This is a genomic window from Nocardioides sp. BGA-UO-ETr-FS32, assembly GCF_059567905.1.
This window is the reverse complement of the sequence record NZ_JCAQOX010000015.1, coordinates 83,007-107,926: the sequence shown is the minus strand read 5'-3', so window position 1 is coordinate 107,926 and position 24,920 is coordinate 83,007. Positions and strand designations below refer to the sequence as shown.

General features: G+C 69.5%; 18 protein-coding genes. 1 reads left to right on the top strand and 17 read right to left on the bottom strand.

Annotated features, from left to right (window positions below; translation table 11 throughout):
• Positions 1-123 precede the first annotated feature (123 nt).
• From AC57BS_RS14025 to AC57BS_RS13965, 13 genes are all read right to left on the bottom strand, one after another.
• A complete protein-coding gene (locus AC57BS_RS14025; protein ID WP_496412064.1) occupies positions 124-3,969 on the bottom strand; it encodes a DNA-directed RNA polymerase subunit beta' in 3,846 nt (1,281 codons plus the stop codon).
• Positions 3,970-4,086: 117 nt separating this feature from the next.
• On the bottom strand, positions 4,087-7,668 hold the full coding sequence (rpoB, locus tag AC57BS_RS14020) for a DNA-directed RNA polymerase subunit beta (RefSeq protein WP_496412063.1): 3,582 nt from the start codon (positions 7,666-7,668) through the stop codon (positions 4,087-4,089).
• Between the two features lie 240 nt (positions 7,669-7,908).
• A complete protein-coding gene (locus AC57BS_RS14015) occupies positions 7,909-8,787 on the bottom strand; it encodes a J domain-containing protein (RefSeq protein ID WP_496412062.1) in 879 nt (292 codons plus the stop codon).
• Positions 8,784-9,470, bottom strand: a complete 687-nt coding sequence (locus AC57BS_RS14010; protein ID WP_496412061.1) for a hypothetical protein — start codon at positions 9,468-9,470, stop codon at positions 8,784-8,786. The genes AC57BS_RS14015 and AC57BS_RS14010 overlap by 4 nt, the downstream gene beginning before the upstream one ends.
• A 63-nt stretch (positions 9,471-9,533) precedes the next feature.
• On the bottom strand, positions 9,534-10,847 hold the full coding sequence (locus tag AC57BS_RS14005) for an MCE family protein (RefSeq protein WP_496412060.1): 1,314 nt from the start codon (positions 10,845-10,847) through the stop codon (positions 9,534-9,536).
• The gene (locus AC57BS_RS14000; RefSeq protein ID WP_496412059.1) at positions 10,844-12,253 is read right to left on the bottom strand and encodes an MCE family protein; all 1,410 of its coding nucleotides are present in this window, start codon (positions 12,251-12,253) and stop codon (positions 10,844-10,846) included. Before AC57BS_RS14000 ends, AC57BS_RS14005 begins: the two co-directional genes overlap by 4 nt.
• On the bottom strand, positions 12,253-13,422 hold the full coding sequence (locus AC57BS_RS13995) for an MCE family protein (RefSeq protein ID WP_496412058.1): 1,170 nt from the start codon (positions 13,420-13,422) through the stop codon (positions 12,253-12,255). Before AC57BS_RS13995 ends, AC57BS_RS14000 begins: the two co-directional genes overlap by 1 nt.
• Positions 13,423-13,425: 3 nt before the next feature.
• Positions 13,426-14,388: an MCE family protein gene (locus tag AC57BS_RS13990; protein WP_496412057.1), complete on the bottom strand. Its 963-nt coding sequence runs from the start codon at positions 14,386-14,388 to the stop codon at positions 13,426-13,428.
• Positions 14,385-15,422: an MCE family protein gene (locus AC57BS_RS13985; protein ID WP_496412056.1), complete on the bottom strand. Its 1,038-nt coding sequence runs from the start codon at positions 15,420-15,422 to the stop codon at positions 14,385-14,387. The genes AC57BS_RS13990 and AC57BS_RS13985 overlap by 4 nt, the downstream gene beginning before the upstream one ends.
• A complete protein-coding gene (locus AC57BS_RS13980) occupies positions 15,419-16,693 on the bottom strand; it encodes an MCE family protein (protein WP_496412055.1) in 1,275 nt (424 codons plus the stop codon). The genes AC57BS_RS13985 and AC57BS_RS13980 overlap by 4 nt, the downstream gene beginning before the upstream one ends.
• A 7-nt stretch (positions 16,694-16,700) precedes the next feature.
• A complete protein-coding gene (locus AC57BS_RS13975) occupies positions 16,701-17,525 on the bottom strand; it encodes an MlaE family ABC transporter permease (RefSeq protein ID WP_496412054.1) in 825 nt (274 codons plus the stop codon).
• Between the two features lie 2 nt (positions 17,526-17,527).
• Entirely contained in the window at positions 17,528-18,313 is a 786-nt protein-coding gene (locus AC57BS_RS13970) for an MlaE family ABC transporter permease (RefSeq protein ID WP_496412053.1), read from the bottom strand.
• Positions 18,314-18,319: 6 nt separating this feature from the next.
• A complete protein-coding gene (locus AC57BS_RS13965) occupies positions 18,320-19,276 on the bottom strand; it encodes an ABC transporter ATP-binding protein (protein WP_496412052.1) in 957 nt (318 codons plus the stop codon).
• Positions 19,277-20,021: 745 nt separating this feature from the next.
• On the opposite strand from AC57BS_RS13965, the gene AC57BS_RS13960 reads away from it, so the two are divergent.
• A complete protein-coding gene (locus AC57BS_RS13960; protein WP_496412051.1) occupies positions 20,022-20,210 on the top strand; it encodes a hypothetical protein in 189 nt (62 codons plus the stop codon).
• A 38-nt stretch (positions 20,211-20,248) separates the two neighbouring features.
• Here AC57BS_RS13960 and AC57BS_RS13955 read toward each other — a convergent pair whose 3' ends face one another.
• From AC57BS_RS13955 to AC57BS_RS13940, 4 genes are all read right to left on the bottom strand, one after another.
• Entirely contained in the window at positions 20,249-21,229 is a 981-nt protein-coding gene (locus AC57BS_RS13955) for an electron transfer flavoprotein subunit alpha/FixB family protein (protein WP_496412050.1), read from the bottom strand.
• Positions 21,226-21,999, bottom strand: a complete 774-nt coding sequence (locus tag AC57BS_RS13950; protein WP_496412049.1) for an electron transfer flavoprotein subunit beta/FixA family protein — start codon at positions 21,997-21,999, stop codon at positions 21,226-21,228. The genes AC57BS_RS13955 and AC57BS_RS13950 overlap by 4 nt, the downstream gene beginning before the upstream one ends.
• Positions 21,999-24,536: a GcvT family protein gene (locus AC57BS_RS13945; RefSeq protein WP_496412048.1), complete on the bottom strand. Its 2,538-nt coding sequence runs from the start codon at positions 24,534-24,536 to the stop codon at positions 21,999-22,001. The genes AC57BS_RS13950 and AC57BS_RS13945 overlap by 1 nt, the downstream gene beginning before the upstream one ends.
• A 166-nt stretch (positions 24,537-24,702) precedes the next feature.
• Positions 24,703-24,918, bottom strand: a complete 216-nt coding sequence (locus AC57BS_RS13940; RefSeq protein ID WP_496412047.1) for a hypothetical protein — start codon at positions 24,916-24,918, stop codon at positions 24,703-24,705.
• Between the last annotated feature and the right edge of the window lie 2 nt (positions 24,919-24,920).

Below are 24,920 nucleotides of genomic sequence, written 5' to 3'. Positions count from 1 at the left end.
CCCTGGTCGATCTCGGACGCCCACTGGTGGATCTCGATACGCACAACGCCCGCCCTCGCAAGCGAGGGCGGGCGTTGGTGCTACTCGATCTGGCTCGTCACACCAGAGCTGATCGCTTCGCGATCAGTTCTGGTACGAGCCAAAGTCGAAGTCGTCGAGCGCGACGGCCTGCGACGACGGACCGAAGTCGTAGTCGTAGGAGTCGTAGCCGGTGACCGAGTAGGCCGCGGCGCGCGCCTCCTCGGTGGGCTCCACCCGGATGTTGCGGTAGCGCTCGAGGCCGGTGCCGGCCGGGATGAGCTTTCCGATGATCACGTTCTCCTTGAGGCCACGGAGGCTGTCGGAGCGGCCGTTGATCGCGGCGTCGGTGAGCACCCGGGTGGTCTCCTGGAAGGAGGCCGCCGAGAGCCACGACTCGGTCGCGAGCGAGGCCTTGGTGATGCCCATGAGGACCGGACGACCCGAGGCCGGCTTGCCGCCCTCGGAGACCACGCGCCGGTTCTCCTCCTCGAACCGCACCCGGTCGACCAGGTCGGACGGGAGCAGGTTGGTGTCACCGGACTCGATGACCGTCACGCGGCGCAGCATCTGCCGCACGATGATCTCGATGTGCTTGTCGTGGATCGCCACGCCCTGCGAGCGGTAGACCTCCTGGACCTCGTCCACGAGGTGCTCCTGGGCCTTGCGGACACCGAGGATGCGGAGGACGTCCTGCGGGTCGGGCGTACCGGACGTGATGTGGTGACCCACGTCGATGTGGTCGCCGTCCTCGACGTTGAGGCGCGAGCGCTTCGACACCGGGATCTCCTGGACCTCGGAGCCGTCGTCGGGGGTGACCACGACGACGCGGGCCTTGTCGGTCTCCTCGATCTTCACGCGACCGGCAGACTCCGAGATCGGCGTACGACCCTTGGGCGAGCGGGCCTCGAAGAGCTCGACCACACGGGGCAGACCCTGCGTGATGTCGTCGGCGGAGGCCACACCACCGGTGTGGAAGGTACGCATGGTCAGCTGCGTGCCGGGCTCACCGATGGACTGGGCGGCGATGATGCCGACCGCCTCACCGATGTCGACCAGCTTGCCGGTGGCCAGCGAGCGGCCGTAGCACTTGGCGCAGGTGCCGGTGCGGGCGTCGCAGGTCAGGACCGAGCGGACCTTGACCTCCGTGATGCCGGCCGCCACCAGCTCGCCGATCTTGACGTCGCCGAGGTCCTCGCCGGCGGCGGCGAGCACGTCGCCGGTCTCCGGGTGGGTGATCTCGACGGCGGAGGCCCGGGCGTAGGCCGAGGTCTCCACGTGCTCGTCGTCGATCCGCTTGGGCAGGCCGCGCTCGGTGCCGCAGTCGTCCTCACGGATGATGACGTCCTGCGACACGTCCACCAGACGACGGGTCAGGTAGCCCGAGTCGGCGGTGCGCAGCGCGGTGTCGGCGAGACCCTTGCGGGCACCGTGGGTGGCGATGAAGTACTCGAGGACGGTGAGTCCCTCGCGGAAGTTGGCCTTGATCGGGCGCGGGATGATCTCGCCCTTCGGGTTGGCCACCAGTCCACGCATGGCCGCGACCTGCCGGATCTGGTTCATGTTTCCGGAGGCACCCGAGTCGACCATCATGTAGATCGGGTTGGCGCGGTCGAAGTTGGCCTCCATGGCCCGCCCGACCTCGGCCGCAGCCTGGGTCCACAGCTCGATGAGCTCCTGACGACGCTCGTCGTCGGTCATCACACCGCGCTCGTAGTTCTTCTGGACCTTCTCGGCCTGCGCCTCGTAGCGGCCCAGGATCTCGGCCTTGCTGTCGGGCGTGGTGACGTCGTCGATCGAGACGGTCACACCCGAGCGCGTGGCCCAGTGGAAGCCGGCGTCCTTGAGGGCGTCGAGCGAGGCAGCGACCTGCACCTTGGTGTAGCGCTCGGCGAGGTCGTTGACGATCGCGCCGAGGCGCTTCTTGCCGACCTCCTCGTTGACGAACGGGTAGTCCGCCGGGAGCGTGTCGTTGAAGTAGACGCGGCCCAGGGTGGTCTCGAGCAGGATCGCGGTCCGCTCCTCCCAGTCGGCACCGAGCTCGAGGTCGAGCGGCGGGACGACGTCGGTGAGGCGGATGCGGATCTTGCTCTGCAGCGTGATCTCGCGGCGGTCGAAGGCCATGATCGCCTCGGCCGGGCTGGAGAAGACGCGACCCTCGCCGGGCTCGCCCTCACGGTCGGTGGTCAGCCAGAACAGGCCGATGATCATGTCCTGCGAGGGCATGGTCACCGGACGGCCGTCCGACGGCTTGAGGATGTTGTTGGTCGACAGCATCAGGATGCGGGCCTCGGCCTGCGCCTCCGCGGACAGCGGGAGGTGGACGGCCATCTGGTCACCGTCGAAGTCGGCGTTGAACGCGCCGCACACGAGCGGGTGGATCTGGATGGCCTTGCCCTCGATCAGCTGCGGCTCGAAGGCCTGGATGCCGAGGCGGTGCAGGGTGGGGGCACGGTTGAGCAGCACGGGGTGCTCGGTGATGACCTCTTCGAGGACGTCCCACACGACCGGGCGGGCGCGCTCGACCATCCGCTTGGCGGACTTGATGTTCTGCGCGTGCGACAGGTCGACGAGGCGCTTCATCACGAACGGCTTGAACAGCTCGAGCGCCATCTGCTTGGGCAGGCCGCACTGGTGGAGCTTGAGCTGCGGGCCCGAGACGATGACCGAACGACCCGAGTAGTCGACGCGCTTGCCGAGCAGGTTCTGGCGGAAGCGACCCTGCTTGCCCTTGAGCATGTCGGACAGCGACTTGAGCGGGCGGTTGCCCGGCCCGGTGACCGGACGGCCGCGACGACCGTTGTCGAAGAGGCTGTCGACGGCCTCCTGCAGCATCCGCTTCTCGTTGTTGACGATGATCTCGGGAGCGCCGAGGTCGAGCAGTCGCTTGAGACGGTTGTTGCGGTTGATGACGCGGCGGTAGAGGTCGTTGAGGTCGGAGGTGGCGAAGCGGCCACCGTCGAGCTGGACCATCGGGCGCAGGTCCGGCGGGATCACCGGGACGGCGTCGAGCACCATGCCGATGGGCTGGTTGCCGGTCTTGCGGAACGCGTCGACGACCTTGAGGCGCTTGAGGGCGCGGACCTTGCGCTGGCCCTTGCCGTTGGCGATGGTGTCGCGCAGCGACTCCACCTCGGCCTCGATGTCGAAGTCCTGGAGGCGCTTCTGGATCGCCGTGGCGCCCATGTGGCCCTCGAAGTACTTGCCGAACCAGGTCTTCATCTCGCGGTAGAGCAGCTCGTCGCCGAGCAGGTCCTGCACCTTGAGGTTCTTGAAGGTGTCCCAGACCTCCTCGAGCCGCGCGATCTCACGGTTGGCGCGGTCGCGGAGCTGGTTCATCTCGCGGTCGGCGCCGTCGCGCACCTTGCGCTTGGCGTCGGCCTTGGCGCCCTCGGCCTCGAGGGTGGCGAGGTCCTCCTCGAGCTTCTTGGCGCGGTCCTCCACGGAGGTGTCGCGACGCTTCTCGAGGCGCTCGCGCTCCAGGCCGACCTTGTTCTCGAGGGAGTCCATGTCGCGGTGACGGGCGTCCTCGTCCACCGAGGTGATCATGTAGGCCGCGAAGTAGATGACCTTCTCGAGGTCCTTCGGGGCCAGGTCGAGCAGGTAGCCCAGGCGCGACGGGACGCCCTTGAAGTACCAGATGTGGGTCACGGGAGCGGCGAGCTCGATGTGGCCCATCCGCTCACGGCGGACCTTGGAGCGGGTGACCTCGACGCCACAGCGCTCGCAGATGATGCCCTTGAAGCGCACGCGCTTGTACTTGCCGCAGTAGCACTCCCAGTCCCGGGTGGGACCGAAGATCTTCTCGCAGAAGAGGCCGTCACGCTCGGGCTTGAGCGTGCGGTAGTTGATGGTCTCCGGCTTCTTGACCTCGCCGTGGCTCCACGTGCGGATCTCGTCCGCGGTGGCCAGGCCGATCTGAAGCTGGTCGAAGAAGTTAACGTCGAGCACGATGGCTGTAGTCCTTCGTTAGATACGTGAGAGAAAAAGCTGGGACTGACCGGGGTGGACGCGCTCCGCGCGACTGTCTCCTCGTTCCGGAGGACAGGCGCTTCGCGCGTCCACCGGTCAGACTTCTTCGACGGAGCTGGGCTCGCGGCGGGACAGGTCGATGCCGAGCTCCTCGGCCGCCCGGAAGACGTCTTCCTCGGCGTCCTTCATCTCGATGGTGGAGCCGTCCTGCGACAGCACCTCCACGTTGAGGCAGAGCGACTGCATCTCCTTGACGAGCACCTTGAACGACTCGGGGATGCCGGAGTCGGGGATGTTCTCGCCCTTCACGATGGCCTCGTAGACCTTCACGCGGCCCGGCACGTCGTCGGACTTGATCGTCAGCAGCTCCTGAAGGGCGTACGCGGCGCCGTAGGCCTCCATCGCCCAGACCTCCATCTCGCCGAACCGCTGGCCGCCGAACTGGGCCTTACCGCCCAGGGGCTGCTGCGTGATCATCGAGTAGGGGCCGGTCGAGCGAGCGTGGATCTTGTCGTCGACGAGGTGGTGGAGCTTGAGGATGTACATGTAGCCGACAGCCACCGGCTCCGGGAACGGCTCACCCGAACGGCCGTCGAAGAGGTTGGCCTTGCCGTCCTCCTTGACCATCCGGTCGCCGTCGCGGTTGGGCAGGGTGGACCCGAGGAGGCCGGTGATCTCGTCCTCGCGGGCACCGTCGAACACCGGGGTCGCGACCTTGGTGTTCGGGTCGGCCTTGTCGGCGCCGATGGAGATGAGGCGCTTCTTCCAGTCGGACTCGCCCTTCTCGCCGGAGAGGTTGAGGTCCCAGCCCTGCTTGGCGAGCCAGCCCAGGTGCAGCTCGAGGATCTGGCCGATGTTCATACGACGCGGCACACCCAGCGGGTTGAGCACGACGTCGACCGGCGTGCCGTCCTCCATGAAGGGCATGTCCTCGACGGGCAGGATCTTGGCGATGACGCCCTTGTTGCCGTGGCGTCCGGCGAGCTTGTCGCCGACCGAGATCTTGCGCTTCTGCGCGACGTAGACGCGGACCAGCTCGTTGACGCCGGGGGGCAGGTCGTCGCCGTCCTCGCGGTTGAAGACGCGAACGCCGATGACCGTGCCGGACTCACCGTGCGGCACCTTCATCGAGGTGTCGCGGACCTCGCGCGCCTTCTCGCCGAAGATCGCGCGGAGCAGGCGCTCCTCGGGGGTCAGCTCGGTCTCGCCCTTGGGCGTGACCTTGCCGACGAGGATGTCACCGGTGGTGACCTCGGCGCCGATGCGGATGATGCCGCGCTCGTCGAGGTCGGCGAGACCCTCCTCGGAGACGTTGGGGATGTCCCGCGTGATCTCCTCGGGGCCGAGCTTGGTGTCGCGGGCGTCGACCTCGTGCTCCTCGATGTGGATCGAGGTGAGGACGTCCTCCTGCACCAGGCGCTGGCTGAGGATGATCGCGTCCTCGTAGTTGTGGCCCTGCCACGGCATGAAGGCGACGAGCAGGTTGGTGCCCAGCGCCATCTCGGCGTCGTCGGTGCAGGGGCCGTCGGCGATGGGCGTGCCGACCTCGAGGCGGTCACCGGCCTTGACCAGCGGACGCTGGTTGATGCAGGTGCCCTGGTTGGAGCGACGGAACTTGGCCAGGCGGTAGGTCTGGTAGGTGCCGTCGTCGTTCATCGTCTCGATGGCGTCGGCGGACACCTCCTTGACCACACCGGCGTTGTCGGCGACGACCACGTCACCGGCGTCGACGGCGGCGCGGTACTCCATGCCGGTGCCGACCAGCGGGCTGTCGCTGGTGATCAGCGGCACGGCCTGGCGCTGCATGTTGGCGCCCATGAGCGCACGGTTGGCGTCGTCGTGCTCGAGGAACGGGATCAGGGCCGTCGCGACCGACACCATCTGGCGCGGTGAGACGTCCATGTAGTCGACCTCGGCGGCCAGGATCGCGTCGACCTCGCCGTCCTTCTGGCGGACCAGGACGCGCTCCTCGACGAACCGCATGGTGTCGTCGAGCGGCGCGTTGGCCTGAGCGATGACGTAGCGGTCCTCGTCGTCAGCGGTGAGGTAGTCGATCTGGTCGGTGACGACACCGTCGACGACCTTGCGGTAGGGCGTCTCGACGAACCCGAACGGGTTGATCCGCCCGTAGGAGGCCAACGAGCCGATCAGGCCGATGTTGGGGCCTTCAGGGGTCTCGATGGGGCACATGCGGCCGTAGTGCGACGGGTGGACGTCACGGACCTCCATGCCGGCGCGGTCGCGGGACAGACCACCGGGACCGAGGGCCGACAGGCGACGCTTGTGCGTCAAGCCGGCGATCGGGTTGGTCTGGTCCATGAACTGCGAGAGCTGCGAGGTGCCGAAGAACTCCTTCAGCGCCGCGACCACGGGACGGATGTTGATCAGGGACTGCGGCGTGATGGCCTCGACGTCCTGGGTCGTCATCCGCTCGCGGACCACGCGCTCCATGCGGGCCAGGCCCGTGCGGAGCTGGTTCTGGATGAGCTCGCCGACCGTGCGCATGCGGCGGTTGCCGAAGTGGTCGATGTCGTCGGCCTGGACCTTGACGGGCGAGCCGTCGGGGCCCTCGACCACGTTGCCGGCAGCGTCGACCAGGTCAGGGGACTCGCCCTGGACACCCGCGGCGTGCAGCTGCACGACGTAGCGGATGGCGGCCACGACGTCGTCGATGGTCAGCGTCTGCTGGTCGAACGCCTCGTGGAGGCCGAGCTTCTTGTTGATCTTGTAGCGGCCGACCTTCGCCAGGTCGTAGCGCTTGGGGTTGAAGTAGTAGTTGTTGAGCAGCGTCTGCGCGGCCTCGGCCGTGGGCGGCTCGCCCGGGCGCAGCTTGCGATAGATGTCGAGCAGCGCGAGGCGGGTGACCTCGTCGTTGACCTGCTCGGCGGTCGGGGCCTCGCCCCGCGCCTTCTTCTGCAGCTCCTCGTAGACGACCTCGTAGCGGACGCTGTCCTTCTCGAGGGTCAGCATCATGGACTCGTACTGGCCGAACTCCTCGCGGATCTGTTCGGTCGTCCAGCCGAGGGCCTTGAGCAGGACCGTGACGTTCTGCTTGCGCTTGCGGTCGAGGCGTACGCCGACCAGGTCGCGCTTGTCGATCTCGAACTCCAGCCAGGCACCGCGGCTCGGGATGAGCTTGGCGGTGAAGATGTCCTTGTCGGAGGTCTTGTCCGGGGTCGACTCGAAGTAGACGCCGGGCGACCGCACGAGCTGGGACACGACGACCCGCTCGGTGCCGTTGATGATGAAGGTGCCCTTCTTGGTCATCATGGGGAAGTCGCCCATGAAGACCGTCTGGCCCTTGATCTCACCGGTCTCGTGGTTCATGAACTCCGCCGAGACGTAGAGCGGGCGGGAGTAGGTGAAGTCCTTCTCCTTGCACTCCTCCTCGGTGTACTTCTCGTCCAGGAAGACGGGGTTGTCGAAGGAGAGCATCATCGTCTCGGAGAAGTCCTCGATCGGGGAGATCTCCTCGAAGATCTCCTGCAGACCGGTCTTCTCGGAGACGTCCTCACCGGCGGCCCGACGGGCTGCCACCTCCTCCTCCCAACGCTCTCCGCCGACCAGCCAGTCGAAGCTGCTCGTCTGGAGCGAGATGAGGGGGGGAACCTCGAGAGGTTCGGTGATCTTTGCGAAAGAGGTGCGACGGTGGTTACCAGCGGAGCTGCGCGCGGCCAAGAGGTGTCCTCACAAATGATCCAAGTGATCTCGGCGCCGGCCGACCACCGCAACAGCCGTCCGGAAGGCGTCGGGCATCTGAGGGCAGGCGCAAGGACCCACACTAGCGCACATCAGGACACGCCTCAAACGCGGGGTCAAACTCCGGAGACCGGGTGCCACGCGTTGGCGTCGACTATGAACGTCGAAGCCTCCCGGGTCAAGCAGAACGCGCCGATCCGGGCGCACCGACCGGGGCGCTCACCCCTGGACGGGTGAGGTCGTCAGGTCGTCGACCAGCCACTCGCCGTCGACGAGCTGCATCGCCACCGTCACCTGGTCCTTGTAGACCACCGGCTCGGCGCTGAGCTTGTTGGTCGTCGGGCGGTCCACGAAGACGAGCACCTGGACCCGGTCGGCCGCGGCGCGCACGATGCCGGAGGCGATCACGTCGGCGGTGACCCGGGTCTGCGTCTGGGGCGCGTTGTCCTCGAGGACCGTGAAGAGCTTGTCGTACTCCTCGCGGTAGCCGCCGGTCATCAGTGCCTGCGCGGCCTTCTGGTCGGCCTCGAGGGTCTCGTAGTCGTAGGACAGCACGGGCACGACGGCCCGTTCGGCCGCGACCTGCGCCTCGCGCGCCGCGGAGTCGTCGCCCTCGTCGCCGGCGGTCCACATCCACGCCGTCGCGGCCACGAGGCCGGCGGCCAGCACGCCGAGACCGGCGAGCAGCCACGAGGGGACGTCCCCCGACGTCGGAGCGGGGCGGGTGGCGCGCTGCTCCTTCTCGCGGGTACGCCGCACCCTGGCCTGGTCCCTGGAGCGCTGCCGCAGCAGGCGGCTCCGCTCGCGCTCGGTCTCGACGTCGGTCAGCGCCGGGGCGCCTGCCTCGACCGGCTCAGGCTCGACCAGTGCAGGCTCGCCCAGCTCAGCCTCGACCAGCTCAGACTCGCCCAACCCGGCGTCGTACGCCTCCCGCGCGGCCGGGTCGAGGAGCACCTTGGCGGCCCGGTTGAGGGCGTCGAAGCGGCGGTCGCCGGGCTCGAGGTCGGCGATCTGGGCCTTCCAGGCGGCCCGGACGTCCTCGGTCGAGGCGTCGCGGGGGACGTCGAGGAGGTCGTACCAGGTGGGTGCGTCGTTCACGGGGTGCTCCCCTCGCTGCTGCCGGTGCCCGTCGCCGGGTCACCGGACTCCTGCGGGGCGCTCACCGGGGTGAAGTCGTCGACGAGCCACTCCCCCTCGATCCGCACCAGGTCGACGGTGAAGCGGAACGGCAGCGGCTCCTGGTCGACGGTGCGGGCCTCGTCGCCCGTGCCCTGGGTGTAGCTGTCGGTGAACGCGCCCGCCACCAGGACGCGCGCGGAGTCGTCGTCGACGGAGGACACCGCGGTGGCGAAGACCTCGGCGCTGCGGGTGATGCCGCCCTGGGCGACCAGCTGCTCCGCGGTGGCGACCTCCTTGTCGAAGTCGGCCGCGAACTTGGGGGTGATCACCTCGCGGACCTGCTCGCGGTAGGCGGGCATCTGGCCGGAGTCGTCGAGCATGTCGGGGCTATAGGTGCCGAGTCGCTTGACGAACTGGTCGGTCAGGCTCATCGCCTGCTCGCGCTCGCGGGGCAGGTCGAGCGCGCCCGACGCGGAGGAGCGGCCACCGGCGGCCATCCAGACGAGCAGCACGACGCAGGTCACCACGATGACGGCGAGGACCCCCGCCAACGCCCGCCGCAGGCGGGTGCGGCGCGGTGCGCCGGCGGTGTCCGGCGGCGTGGAGTCCGCGGACAGGTCGGCCTCGTCGTCGCGGACGGACGTGTCGGTCAGCACAGGCATGTGTTCCCTCCCTCGAGAACGTCGGGGCCACCCTCCCGGGGCCCTGTCTGTCTCACTGGTTGTCTAACGAGGCTCTCCGCCCGGGGTCACGCCTCCGGCCAGCAGCGGCTCCAGGTAGAGCCACTTCCACGAGTCGCGGCCCAGGGTGCCCGGCGCGGTGGCCCGCTCCCCCAGGAGCCGCTGGATCTCGGCCGGGTCGGAGGTCACGGCGCCGGACTCCGGGTCGTACGCGAAGTCGGCCGTGCCCCAGCCGGTCGCCGCTCGCGGGGCCTGGACGTTCTGCGAGCCGCGGGCGTTGGACTTCGAGGCGGGCTCGGTGCAGCGGGCGTCCTCGTTCATCGGTGCGTTGCTGCCGTCGAGCGGCGAGCGCCGGTCGGTGCCCTCGTAGCCGCCGAGGCACACGTGCGGCTCGGACGTCATCACCATGCCGAAGTGGGCGTCGTAGAGGCCGGTGCCCGGCGACTTCGACACGACCGTGTAGCCGCCCTCGACGACGTAGGGGTAGAGCACGAGCAGCTGCTCGATGCCGTCGAGGTGCTTGACGACCACCTCGCCGGTGGTGACCAGGTTGTTGATCAGGTCGCCGAGCTCGACCTCGTTGTCCTCGAGGAAGACGCGCAGCTCGTTGGCCCCGAGCGAGCCGTCCTCGATCAGGCGCCGCAGGTCCTTGTCGTTGTCGGCCACCGTGGTGGTGAAGAGCGACAGGTCGCGGGCGAAGCGACGGAACGCGCGCTCGGAGTCGATCTGGCCGTTGAGCACGGTGTTGCTGTCGCGGATCAGGTCCACGGTGACGTCGAAGTTCTGCTCGGCGGCGGTGATGAACTCGTCGCTGCTGTCGAGGATCGTCTGGAGGTCCTCCCCTGCCCCGTTGAAGGCCATTCCGAACTCGGAGGTGACGGTCCGGAGGTCGTCCTCGTCGACGCTGCGGACCGTCTCGTCGAGGTTCGTGAGCAGGGTGTCCGTCGCGATCGGCGTGGTCGTCAGCTCCCGCGCGATCTCGGACCCGTCCTCGAGGTAGGGGCCGCGGTCGCTCTGCGGCTGGAGCTCGACGTACTGCTCGCCGACGGCGGACCGGTTGCCGACGAGCGCGTGGGCGTCGGCCGGGATGTCGTCGTGCTCGTCCTCGATGTCGAGGACCAGGTCCACGCCGTCGTCGGTGAGCACCAGCTCGCGGACCTCGCCCACGCGTACGCCGCGGTAGGAGACCAGCGCACCGGCGAACGCCCCGCCGGAGTCGGCGAAGTGGGCCGTCACGGTGTAGCTCTGGTCCATCAGGAGGCGGTCCAGCCGCGCGTAGCGGGCGCCCACGAAGCTGACGCCCACCAGCGTGATGATGGCGAAGACGAGCAGCTGGAGCTTGGTCCGACGGGTGATCATCGCTGCACCATCCCCGGGATCAGCAGGCTCACCAGGTCGGGGTCGTAGGCCTCCATGAGGTCACCCATCGTCGGGTTGCCGGGGCGCGGCTCCTCGCCGGTGCCCGCCCGGGGCAGGCCGGTCGGGACGAGCGTCGGCAGGAGCGTGGACGGGATCGGCAGGGACGGCTCGGGCGGCAGGCCCGGGATCGAGTTGAGCTCGCGACAGACGTCCTTGTCCTTGTTCTCCGACTTGGCGCACTCCTCGCGCAGCCGGGTGAGCTTCTCGAGGTTGGCGAGCACCTTGGCGCAGGCCTCGCTGGTGAGTGATCCGCTCTGCAGGCAGGCCAGCACGTCGTTGACCACGACGGTGGGGTCGATCACCGTCGGCAGGTTGGTCGGCAGCGTCGGCGTGCTGGTCAGGCCGCCCTGGACGTCGACGTCGAGGGTGATCGAGAGGTTGGTGTAGTCGCCCATGTGCAGGTTGCGGGCCACCTGCGGGTCGCGGCCCACGACCTCGTCGACGAACGGGTAGGTGAGGAAGACGTGGAAGGCGTTGGTGAAGTCGTCGCCGGAGGCCGCCAGCTGGGTGAGCACCGGGTCGAGCCGCTCGAGGGAGGTGATCGTCGCCCCCTTGGAGCGGGTGATGACGTCGACGGCGACGTCGGAGAGGTCGTTGAGCGCGGCGAGCATCTCCACCAGGTCGTCGCGCTGGCGGTCGATGGAGTCGAGCGCGCTGGGCAGCTCCTCGAGGGCTGCGTCGATGGTCGGGAGCTGCTTCTCCGCCGCCAGCGCGAGGCGGTTGAGCGACTCGATCGCGGCGACGATGTCGGCCTTGTTCTCGTCGAGCTGCCCGGTGAAGGTGCGCAGGTTGCGCAGCACCGACTTCGCCGACTCCTCGCGACCCTCGAGGGCCTTGTTGAGCTCCTGGGTGATGGTCTTGAGCTGCGCGACGCCGCCGCCGTTGAGCAGCAGGCTCAGAGCGCCGAGCACCTCCTCGACCTCGGGGTTGCGGCCGGCACGCTCGATCGGGATCGTCTCGCCGTCCTCGAGCGGGTCGTCGATCGCGCCCTCCTCGGGCGCGCTGAGCTCGACGAACTTCTCGCCGAGCAGGCTGGTCTGTCGCAGCTCGGCGACGGCGTTGCCGGGCAGCTCGACGTCGCGGCGGACCTCCAGGGTGACGAGGGCCTGGTAGCCCTCGAGGTCGATGTCGGTCACCTTGCCGACGCTGACGTCGTTGACCTTCACCGTCGACTGGGGCACCAGGTCGAGGACGTCGGCGAACTCGACCTTGACCGTCATCGGGTCCTCACCGACGTCGGGTCCGCCCGGCAGGGGCAGGGAGTAGACGCTGGCGTCGCAGCCCGCAAGGACCAGCGAGCCGAGCATGCCGAGCACGAGTGCCCTGAGGCCGGCCTGGGGGCGCATCACCGCTCCTCCCTGTCGGTGGCGGCGGCGTCGGGTGCGACGAGTCCGCCGAGCGTCGGGTCGAACACGTCCTGCGCCGGCAGCGCGGCGCTCTCGCCGAGGGCACCCGCGCGCGGCCGGGCCAGCAGCTGGGTGATCCGGTCGCAGACCTGGCCCGACCGCTCCACCTGGCCGACGAAGCCGCACAGGAACGCGGCCGGGTCGAGCTCGAGCTGGTTGATCGACTCGCCGAAGTTTGCCCGGGTGTCGAGCGTGCCGGCCTGCGGGTTGTAGGTCAGCGCGAGGTTGTTGAGCGCTCCCGGGGCGACGCGCAGGATCTCGTCGAGCGCCCCGCGCTGGCGTACGAGCACCTTGGCCACCCGGTTGAGGCCGGTGATGTTGCGGCTGAGCGAGCCCTTGTTCTCCTCGACGAACTCCTTGACCGCGGTCAGCGCCACGGACAGGTTCCTGGTCGCCGCGACCAGCTCCTCGCGCTCGCCGGCGAGCATCGTGGCGACGTCGGCGAGGGACTGGTTGAACTGGCGGACGGTCTGGTCGTTGTCGGCGAGGGTCTCCATGAAGTTGCCGAGCGCCTCGACCGAGCCGAAGAGCTCGTCCGAGTTGCCCGCGAGCGTGTCGCTGAAGCGGGAGTAGTCCCGCAGGGTCTGGCGGAAGGTCGTGCCCTGGCCGCCGAAGTTGTCGGCGGTCACCGACAGCAGGTCGGACAGGGCGCCGGTCCGGTTGGCGCCGCGCGGGCCGAGCGCCACGTTGAGGCGGTCGAGGCTGTCGTAGATCTGGTCGAGCTCCAGCGGCTGGGAGGTGTCCTCGACGCTCAGCTCGGCGCCGTCGGCGAGGATCTCCCCGGTGCCGGAGTAGGCCGGGGTGAGCTGGACGTAGCGGTCGCCGACCACCGACGGCGCGATGATGACGGCCTTGGCGTCGGCCGGCAGCTTGACCTCGTCGTCGTACGTCATCGTGACGGTCACGTCCGTGCCGGTGGGCTCGACGCGGGTGACGGTGCCGACGGGGACGCCGAGGACGCGGACGTCGCTGCCCTCGTAGACCGAGATCGCCCGAGGGAAGTGCGCGACGACGGTGCGTGAGGTGTCGCCGCCGAGGACGCTGACGGCCGCCGCGACGACGAAGCCGAGCACGATGAGGGGGACGAGGATGCGCTTCACGAGGTCCATGGGTCAGCCCACCTGCGGGACGGGCGGGAAGTTGGAGATCCAGGTGTCGAACCACGGACCGGTGCCGAGCGTGTTGGCGAAGACGCGGTAGAACGGCGCCATCAGCCGAAGGCTGCTGTCGAGGTTGTCCTCGTTCTTGTTGAGCACCGCGATGACGTTCTCGAGGTGCGCCAGCGCCGGCTTGAGGTCCTCACGCGACTGGTCGATGAGCCTGGTGAGCTCCTTGGACAGGGTGGTGCTGGAGACCAGCAGGTCGTGCACGGCCTCCCGACGGGCCACGAGGGCGCGGAACAGCACGTCGCTGTCCTCCATCAGCCTGATGATGTCCTGGTCGCGCTCGTCGAGGACCGTGGAGACGCGCTCGAGGTTGACCAGCAGCGTGTTGAGCTGCTCGTCCTTGGCGGCGATGTTGGCCGAGAGCCGGCTCAGTCCGTCGAGCGCCCCGCGGAACTCCTCGGGGGTGTTGCGGGTGAGGTCGGCCAGCGTGGTCAGCGACTCGGCGAGCTGGTCGGTGTCGATCTGCTCGGAGGTCGACGCCAGCCCCTCGAACGCCTCGACCACGTCGAACGGCGAGGTCGTGCGCGCGGCCGGGATGGTGGCCCCCTCGTCGAGCTGGCCGCCACCGGCCGGCTCGAGCGCGAGGAACATCGACCCGAGGATCGTCTTGACCTTGATCGCGGCGCGCGTGTCGGCGCCGAACTCGGCGGCGTCGTCGACCTTGAAGCTCACCTTGACCTCGTTGCCGGCCAGCTCGATCTCGTCGACCTTGCCGACACGTACGCCTGCGATGCGGACCTCGTCGTTGACCTTGAGCCCGCCGGCCTCGGTGAACATCGCGTGGTAGGTGTCGCCGCCGCCGATGACCGGGAGGTCGTCGGCGCGCAGCGCGGCGACCAGCACCATCGCCAGCACGACGATGCTGACGGCGCCGACGACGACCGGGTTGCGTTCACGGAAAGGTTTCATCCCAGATCACACCTGTCGGAGCCGGTGTTGTACTTCACCGGGACCTGCACGTTGCCGGGCAGGTTGACCCGGCCCTGGAACTCGCAGAGGTAGAAGTTGAAGAACGAGCCGTAGATCGCGGTGCGGCCGATCTTGTTGAGCTTGATCGGCAGGACCTGGATGGCGCGGTCGAGCTCGGCCTTGTTCTTGTCGATGTTGCCCGCGACCGCCCGCAGCTCCTTGATGTCCTTGACGAAGGGCTCGCGGATGCCGTCGATGAGCGAGGCCGTCTCGACCGACAGGGCGGAGACCTCCTCGAGGGAGCCGAGGATCGCGTTGCGGTCCTTCTTGAGCCCCCCGACGAGCGTGCGGAACGACCGGATCAGTCGGGTCAGCTGCTGGTCGCGGTCGGCCACGTGGTCGAGGACGAGCGAGAGGTTGTCGATCAGGTCGCCGATGACCTCGTCGCGGTCGGCCAGCGTGGAGGTGACCGACGCGGTGTGCGCGAGCAGCCCCTCCAGCGTCCCGCCCTCGCCCTGGAAGACCTGGATCAGCTCGAACGACAGCTGGTTGACGTCCTCGGGCGAGAGGGCCTGGAACAGCGGCTTGAAGCCGTTGAACAGCACGGTCAGGTCGAGCGCCGCCTTGGTGCGCGAGACCGGGATCGTCGAGCCGTCCGGCAGCCGCTGGGTGTCGCCCACCTCCTGGGTCAGGGAGATGTAGCGCTGCCCGACGAGGTTGCGGTAGCGGATGGCCGCGTTGGTGCCGCCGTTGACCGAGGTCTCGTCGTCGACGGAGAAGGTGATCAGCGCGCGGGTGCGGTCGACGATCTCGACGTCGTCGACCGTGCCGACCCGTACGCCGGCGACGCGGATGTCGTCGCCCTTGTTGACCCCCGTGGCGTCGGTGAACTCGGCGCGGTACTGGCGCGAGGAGCCGAAGCCGAGGTTGCCGATGGTGACGACGAGGACCGTCGTGGCGAGCGAGGTCACGACCACGAAGACCAGGAGCTTGAACAGGTCGATGGACGTCTTCTTGTCGAGGAGCTGGCTCATCGCAGCGACACCTCCGCCCCGCGTGCCATCGGGCCGACGAGGAGGACGCCGAGGTCGGGCACGTCGTCGGCGCTGAGGCCGAGCCCGGGCGCGAGCAGGGCCTTGAGGAGCGCGGTCTCGTCGCGGCCGCCGGCATAGCCGGCGGAGGTGCCGGACCAACCGGGGCCGACTCGGCTGGTGCCCTTGCCGGTCGGCTCGTCGACGCCGTCGACGAAGTTGGGCTGGTGAGTCACGGGGTTGCTCTGCGACCACGGCGGGTTGGGCAGCCGGCCGCAGTAGGGGCCCCGCTTGTCGCCGTAGACCGGCGCGTCGGCGGCGGTGTAGCCGCGCGGCTGGTTGGGCAGCGTCTCGAGCACGATGTGCAGGGTGAAGCCGCGGAAGGCCTCGGCCTGGAGCTTGCCGGCGCCGACGATGCCGCCGAGCAGGCACGGGTAGCCGGGCGCGTAGCGGGCGAACACCTCGAGCTGCTCGGCACCGAGGTCGGCCAGCCGCACCAGGTTGTCACCGTTGGCGCGGGTGAACCGGTCGGCGACGGCGGCGAACTTCGACACGTCGTTGAAGAGCGCCTTCAGCTTCTCCTCGCGGTCCTCCAGCGTGGAGGTGGTGGTGATCGTGTTGCGCAGGATCGTGGCGACCTCGGGCAGCACGTCGGCGTACGTGTCGGACACCTCGGCGGTCAGGCGCAGGTCCTCGACGAGCGCGGGGAGCTCGGGGTTGAAGCGGGTGAGGTAGCGGTCGAGGGTCTCGAGGGTCTCGCCGAGCTGCTCGCCGCGACCCTCGAGCGCCGTGGCGACGGCGTTGAGCGTCATGTTGAGGTCGGCCGGCTGGACCGCTCGCAGCAGCGGGTAGAGGTCGCTGAGCACCTGCTCGACCTCGATCGAGAGGTCGGTGCGCTCGATGACGTCGCCGTCGGCGATGGGCTCGGCGGACGAGCCGCCGTCGGGCACGTCGAGGGAGACGAACTTCTCGCCGAACAGGGTCTTGGGCAGGATCGAGGCCGTGACGTCGCTCGGGATGTCGGTGGTGCGGTCCTGGTAGAGCCCGAGGGTGATCTCGGCCCCCTCGGCGGTGGGCTCGTAGTCGAGCACCTCGCCGACGATGACGCCCTTGATCTTGACGTCGGCGCGCTGCGGCAGCTGCAGGCCGATGCGGGACGCCTGCAGGGTCACCTCGTCGTAGTCGCTGAACTTCTTGGTGAACACGCCGTAGGTCGCCCAGACCGCGGCGAGCATCAGGACGAGGAACACCACTCCCAGTGCCTTGGTCCTCATCGCGCCCTCACCCCGCCAACCGCACGGTCGTGGACGCGCCCCAGATGGCCATCGACATCAGCAGGTCGAGCACGTTGATCGCGACGATGCTGGTGCGTACGGCGCGCCCGACGGCGACGCCGACCCCGGCGGGACCGCCGGAGGCGGTGTAGCCGTGGTAGCAGTGGATGAGGATGACGGTGACGGCGAAGACGAGGACCTTGCCGAAGGACCACAGCACGTCGCCCGGCGGCAGGAACGCGTTGAAGTAGTGGTCGTAGGTGCCGGAGGACTGCCCGTAGATCTGGGTCACCACCAGCCGGCTGGCGAAGTAGGACGAGAGCAGCCCGACGACGTAGAGCGGGATGATCGCGATCAGGCCGCCCACGACGCGGGTGGCGACGAGGAACGGCATCGACGGGATGGCCATCACCTCGAGGGCGTCGACCTCCTCGGAGATGCGCATCGCACCGAGCTGGGCGGTGAAGCCGCACCCGACCGTGGCGGCGAGCGCGATGCCGGCGACCAGCGGGGCGATCTCACGGGTGTTGAAGTAGGCCGAGACGAACCCGGAGAAGGCCGCGGTGCCGAGCTGGTTGAGCGCGGCGTAGCCCGACAGGCCGACCTGCGCGCCGGTGAAGAAGGTCATGCCGATGATCACGCCGACGGTGCCGCCGATGACCGCGAGGGCACCCGAGCCGAGGGTCACCTCGGCGAGGATCCGCATGATCTCGCGGGGGTAGCGCGTCACCGAGCGCGGCACCGACCGCAGCACCTTGAGGTGGAAGGCCAGCTGGCCTCCCAGGTCGTCGAGGGAGGAGAGCGGCTTGGCGTAGACGTCCTTGAGAGCCATCGTCATCCGCCCTTCGGGGGCACGACCTGCAGGTAGATCATGCTCAGGACGAAGTTGGCCACGAAGAGCAGCAGGAACGTGATGACCACCGACTCGTTGACGGCGTCGCCGACGCCCTTGGGTCCGCCCTTGGCGTTCATGCCCTTGTAGGAGGCGACGATCGCGGCGATGAGGCCGAAGACCAGCGCCTTGATGAGGCCGATCCAGAGGTCGGGCAGCTGGGCCAGCGCGGTGAAGCTCGCGAGGTAGGCGCCGGGGGTGCCGTCCTGGAGGATCACGTTGAAGACGTAGCCGCCGGTCACGCCGACCACGCTGACCATGCCGTTGAGGAAGAACGCCACGAGCATGCAGGCGAGCACGCGTGGCACCACCAGGCGCTGGATCGGGTCGATCCCGAGCACCATCATCGCGTCGAGCTCCTCGCGGATCTTGCGCGCGCCCAGGTCGGCCGCGATCGCCGACCCGCCGGCCCCCGCGATCAGCAGCGCCGTCCCGATCGGCGCGGCCTGCTGGATCACCGCCAGCACCGACGCGGAGCCGGTGAAGGACTGGGCACCGAACTGCTTGATCAGCCCGCCCACCTGGAGGGCGATCACGGCCCCGAACGGGATGGCCACCAGGGCCGTCGGGATGATCGTCACCGACGCGATGAACCACGACTGCTGGATGAACTCGCGCAGCTGGAAGGGCCGCCTGAACAGCCCGCGGAAGACGTCGAGGGCGAACGCGAACAGGTTGCCCGCGACCCCGATGGGGGCGAGCGCGCGCAAGGACAGCGAGGTCGACATGGCTCGTCAGACCCCCGGGGCCAGGCCGGCGTTGCTGGACTCGAAGGACCCGGGCGGCGGGGTGATGCCGTTCTCGCGGCACCACTCCCCCGCGGGTCGCTGGCTGCGCCGCGGGATGCCGTTGGACGGGTCGAGCTGCAGCGGGATCGGCGGCAGCGGCGGCAGCTCCTGGCCGGCCTCCGCGGCGAGCTCGTCGGCGTCCTTCTCCTCCGACATGCCGATGGGTCCGACGCGCTGGGCGTTGAGGAACTGGCGCACGACCGGCTCCTCGGAGCTGAGCAGCTGCTCGCGCGGACCGAACATCGCGAGGTGGCGGTGGTAGAGCAGCCCGATGTTGTCGGGCACCGTACGCGCGGTGTTGATGTCGTGGGTGACGATCAGGAAGGTGGCGTCGATCTGGGCGTTGAGGTCGACGATCAGCTGGTTGAGGAAGGCGGTGCGGACCGGGTCGAGGCCGGAGTCGGGCTCGTCGAAGAGCACGATCTCGGGGTCGAGCACGAGCGCGCGGGCGAGGCCGGCGCGCTTGCGCATGCCGCCGGAGATCTCGCCCGGGAGCTTGTCCTCGGCGCCGAGGAGCCCGACGAGGTCCATCTTCTCCATGACGATCTCGCGGACCTCGGACTCGGACTTCCTGGTGTGCTCGCGCAGCGGGAAGGCGACGTTGTCGTAGAGGTTCATCGAGCCGAACATCGCGCCGTCCTGGAAGAGCACGCCGAACAGCTTGCGGATCTCGTAGAGGTCGCGCTCGGAGCAGCTGGCGATGTCGGTGCCCTCGATGATGATCGAGCCCTTGTCGGGCTTGAGCAGGCCGATGAGGGTCTTGAGGAAGACCGACTTGCCGGTGCCGGACGGACCGAGCATCACGCAGATCTCGCCCGCGGGGACGGTGAGCGTCACGTCGCCCCAGATGAGCTGCTTGCCGAAGGACTTCGTGAGGTCGTTGACCTGGATCTCGACACCCATGTGCACCCTCCTGCCGTCTGGTTCCTGGCTCGAGCCGGGCTCCCGTCCCGCGCTACTACTGGGTAGACAACGCGGGAGGTCGCGAGAGGTTACGGGCGGGTTGAGACGGTCGTCACCACCCTTGGGAGGGGTCAGCCGCGGCGGCGGGGGCAGGAGGACCTGCCCTGCAGCGCCGCCCGCCGGCTCAGCTGGACCATGCGGACGTGCCGATGAGCGGACTGTGTCGCGGCTGCGGGCCGTTGGTGGCGGTGGGTGAGCCACATCCCGCGCCCCAGGAATGTGGCTGGGACACCGCTGTTGATGTCGCACACGAACACGCGCCCAGTCGCGGTGCCTGAGCCACATTCCGCACCCCACGGATGTGGCTGAGACACCGCTAGGGGTGCGCGCAACATCCGGACCTGCCGAGATGCGGTCGTGCCGCGGAGGTCATGGCTGGTGGTCACGTCCGCGACCGGCCCCCATGACGTCGGGGGCGGAACGTCATGGGTTCAGGTCGTACCAGCAGCCGCACAACCATGACGTTGCCGGCTCAACTGTGGCTCGACTCGAAGGTCTGGATGACCGGAGCCGCGATCAGTGCGGTCGCTGTGACGCATCTGGCGCATCACGGGCACCGCACAACTGAGCAGATGCGCGGGCAGTCACGGAGCTCAGTGGCCCCGCGCGCCACGCCTCACGTAGGACCAGTCGCCGACCGGCCGCGTTGCGATGGCGGTCCGGCTGATCGGCTACGGTCGCCGTCATGGCATCTCCGGAGGCGAAGTTCGCACCTGTCGGCGCTTTGCGGGGCGGTCTGGCCCTCCTGGTCCTCGGTGCTCTGATGGCCTGGGACCCCACCGACTCGATCCCAGAGTGGGTCTGGCTCGGGACAGTGTCCGTCGGCGCGCTGTTGCTGGCGGTCGCTCTGGGCATCCGGACGTTGCGCACGTAGGCAGGGCCGCACGTCGCGTCGGTGCAGCCGAACGCCCCTCAGCCGCGGCGGCGGCGGATCTCGGCGTTGACCGCCGGGATGATCTCGTGCAGGTCGCCGATGACGGCGTGCGTGGCCTTGGTGACCATCGGGGCGTCCGGGTCGGTGTTGATGGCGAGGATGGCCTTGGCGCTGCTGCACCCGGCCCAGTGCTGGATCGCGCCGCTGATGCCGCACGGGATGTAGAGGTCGGGCGAGATCCGGCTGCCGGTCTGGCCGACCTGCTCGTGGTGCGGACGCCAGCCGAGGGAGGTCACCACCCGAGAGACGCCGAGCGAGGCGTCGAGCAGGTCCGCGAGCTCCAGCAGGTCGTCGAAGCCCTCCGCCGACCCGGCACCGCGACCGGCACCCACGACCACCCGCGCCGACGTCAGGGCACCGGACAGGTCGGGCTCGGGCTCGTCGGTCGACACGACGCGGGCGACGAGGTCGGCGTCGGCCACCGCGGGGGTCTCCACGACCAGCTCGCCCGCGCCGGGTGCGTCGGCGGGCGCGGCCGCCACGGCGTGGCCGGCGACGGTGAAGATCGCGGGCCGCTGCGCGAGCCGCATCTCCTCGAGCGCGGCGCCGCCGACGACCTGGCGGGTGACCGTGAAGGGCGACAGGCCCTCGAAGGAGACCACGTTGGCCGCCATCGGCAAGGACGTACGGGCTGCGACGTGGGCGAGCACCTCGTTGCCCCGGGGCGTGCCCGCGGCCATCACGACGACGGACCCCGACCGCTCGCGCACCTCGAGCAGGCCGGCCGCCCACGCGGCTCCCGAGAAGGAGTCGTACGCCGGGCCGGTGAGGGCGTGGACGCGACGCACGCCGTAGGACGCGAGCACCCCGACGAGGGCGTCGTCGGGCGTGCCGACCAGCACGGCGTCGATCGGCACGCCACCGCCGGCGGCTGCGAGGTCGCGGGCGAACGTGACGGCCTCCCGCGAGGTCTCGACCGCCTCGCCGGCGGGAGAGACCTCCACCAGCACCAGGATCATCGCGCCAGCACCCCCAGCCGCTCGAACAGGTCGACCACCGCGGGCGCGGCGCCGGGGCCCTCCCCCAGCACCTGCACCGTGGACGGCGAGGGCGGCGGGAGCACGAGGCGTACGCGGGACGTCCCGACGGGCTCGGCGACCGGCTCCCGCTCCTCGATCGGCACCTTCCTGGCCTTCATCCGGCCGGGGACGGTCGGGTAGCGCGGCTCGACGCCGCCCTCGAGGACGGTGACGACGGCGGGCAGGGGCAGCCGGAAGGTCTCGTGGCCGTCGGGGCCGGAGCCGCTCGCGGTCACCACGCCGTCGGCCACCGACACCGTGCTGACGCCGTTGACGACCGGCCAGCCGAGCTCGTACGCGAGCCGGATCCCGACCTGGAAGTCGCCGCTGTCGGCGGCGTCGTTGCCGAGCAGGACGAGGTCGTGCGGGGTGCCGGCGGCGGCGTGGTCACGGACGACCGCGGCGATCTCGCGCGCCACGTCGGCGGGGCCGTACGCCTGGGGGTCGGCGAGCACGTGGGTCGCGGCGGTGCACCCGACCGCGAGCGCGGAGCGCAGCTGCTCCACCGCGTCGGCGTCGCCGAGGGTCAGGACGGTCGCGCCGCCACCTTCCTCGGCGGCGATCCGCACGGCCAGCTCGACCGCGCACTCCTCGTGGGCGCTCGTGGTGAAGCCGGCGAAGCGGCCGTCGACGCCCTGGCCGTCCTCGGTGAGGACCACCTCGCTGGAGGAGTCGACGACGCGCTTCACGCAGACGAGAGGGCTCACCATCAGCGAATCCGCTCGTTGGCGGGGTCGAGGAGCGGGGTGGCGTCGACGGAGCCGACCGTGACGGGGTAGAGCTCCTCCATGTAGGACACGGCGAGCTCGTTGCCGATCACGGCCTCCTCGGGCGGGAGGTAGGCCAGCAGCACGTGCTTGCCGAGCGACGGCGCCGAGCCCGCGCTGGTAACGTAGGGGTGGTGGCCGTGGCCGTCGGTGAGGGTGCCCCCGTCGCGAGTCAGGATCGGCTCTCCGCCGAGCATGTAGCGCTTGGTGCCGGACGCCGACGTGTGGTCGTCGACGGTGAGCGTGCAGAGCACCGACTGCGGCTCCGCCTCGCGCTGGGCGAGGTAGGCCTCCTTGCCGACGAAGTCGGCCGCCTTGACCTTGGGCCGCTGCATGCCCGCCTCGACGACGGTCCGCTCGGAGTCGAGCTCGGCGCCGTACGCGCGGTACCCCTTCTCGATGCGGCCGGTCGTGCCGTAGACGCCGATGCCGGCCGGGACCGCGCCGTGCGGCGCGCCGGCCTCGAGCAGGACCTCCCACAGGTCGGCGGCCCGGTCCATCGGCACGTAGAGCTCCCAGCCGAGCTCGCCGACGTAGGAGATGCGCGAGGCGAGGACAGTGATGCCCTTCCCCGATCCCGACGACACCGAGATCTCGCGGCAGGACAGGAAGCCGAAGCCCTCGTCGGAGACGTCGTCGGAGGTCAGCGAGGAGACGATGTCGCGGGCTCGTGGTCCCCAGATGCCGATCGTCGAGACGTCGTCGGTGCGGTCGGTAAGCGTGGTGGTGCCGGCCTCGGGCAGGTGCCCGGTGAACCAGGCGCGGTCGGCCATGCCGTGCGCGCCGCCGGTGACGACCCGGAAGTGGTCCGCACCGAGCCGCATGACCGTCAGATCGGAGCGGAAGCCGCCCTTGGCGTCGAGGACGGGCGTGTAGATGACCTTGCCGACCGCGACGTCGCACTGTGCGACACACGTCGTCTGGACGACCTCGAGCGCCGCGGGGCCCTCGATGTCGAAGATGCAGAACGCCGAGAGGTCGATGACCGCCGCGGCCTCCCGCATCCGGAGGTGCTCGGCGTTGATGATCGGGCTCCACCACCGTGCGTCCCACTCGTGCTCGCGTGGCATCACGGCGTCGCCGTACTGCTCGAGCAGTCCGGCGTTGGACTCGTACCAGAACGGGCGCTCCCAGCCGGCGGTCTCGAAGAAGACGGCGCCCAGCTTGGCCTGCGAGTCGTGCATCGGTGAGAGCCGCTGGTCGCGGTCGGACTCGTACTGCTCGGCCGGGTGGATGATCCCGTAGGTCTTGATGAAGGACTCGGTCGTGCGCAGCCGCGTGTGCTCGCGCCGCTTCTGGTGCTGGTGGAAGCGGGCGATGTCACTGTGGTGCAGGTCGATCTCGGAGTGGCCGTCGGTCATCCACTCCGCCACCGCCCGACCCACGCCGGGGCCCTCCTTGATCCACACGGCCGCGGCGGTCCACAGTCCGGCGACCTCGCTCTCGCCCAGGATCGGGTTGCCGTCGCAGGTCAGGGAGAGCAGGCCGTTGATCGCGTAGCGCATCTCCGCGCCCTCCGCGCCGAGCAGCTCGGGCATCAGCTCGTAGGCCTGCTCGAGCTGGGGGTCGAAGTCGTCGGAGGTGAAGGGCATCTCGGTCGGCGACAGCCTGGCCTGCTCAATCGAGGGGATGTCCTCGGGCTCGTGGAGGATCGCGCGGTGGGCGTAGGAGCCGACCTCCATGTCGGCGCCGTGCTGGCGCTCGTAGCAGAAGGTGTCCATGTCACGGATGATCGGGAAGGAGATCTCGCCCTCCTTCTCGGCCAGCTGGGGGCACGGCCCGACGCTGATCATCTGGTGCACGGCCGGGGTGAGCGGGATGCTGATGCCGGCCATGTCGCCGAGCTTGGGGCTCCACACGCCCGCTGCGATGACCACGGTGTCGGTGTCGATGTCGCCACCCGTCGTACGCACCCGGGTGATGCGACGGCCGCGGGGGCCGTCCTCGGTGTCGAGCCCGACGACCTCCACGGTCGGCACGACGGTCAGCTCGCCCGTGGCGAGCGCGCGCTCGCGCATGATCGTGCCGGCGCGCAAGGAGTCCACGACGCCGACGCCCGGGGTCCAGAACGCCCCGATGAACTGGTCCTCCTCGATGAAGGGGACCCGCTCCTTGACGAAGGCCGGGCTGACCAGCTCGGCCTCGATGCCCCACGCCCGCGCGCTCGACATGCGGCGCCGCAGCTCCTCCATCCGCTCCTCGGTGCGGGCGATCTCGAAGCCGCCGGACCGGGTGAAGACGCCCATCTCCTCGTACTGCGCGACCGAGTCGAGGGTGAGGTCGGTGATCTCGCGGGAGTGGTCGACGGTGAAGATGAAGTTGGAGGCGTGACCGGTGGACCCTCCGGGGTTGGGCAGCGCCCCCTTGTCGATCTGCACCACGTCCTTCCACCCGAGCCGGGTGAGGTGGTGCACGAGGCTGTTGCCGACGATGCCGGCTCCGATCACGACGACGCCGGCGGTCGGGGGGACATCTGCCATGGCTGGCTCCTGTGCGGGGGACGGCTCGGATGCTGCGTGGTGGCGTGTTGCGTATTGTGCAACTGGTTGCGTCATGCGCGACACTCGAAATGTACGCCGCCGCCCCCGCGCACTGTCAAGGGTGCGCGGGGGCGGCGGACGGGCTCGGGCTCCCGTCAGGACCCGGTCAGGACCTCTTCTCCCCGTCGGGCATGGGGCTGACCTCGTCCGGGTCGGCGCCGAGCGCGGCGAGCGCGACCGAGTGGTTCTCGACCGAGTCGTACTTCTGCGCGTGGAGCACGGCCTTGCGCACCCGCGACGGGAGCGTCGACTCGTACGGCTCCTCGTGCTCCGCCCCCGGCGCGGGTGTCAAGGACTCCCGGCCGGGGGCGGAGCGCAGCACGA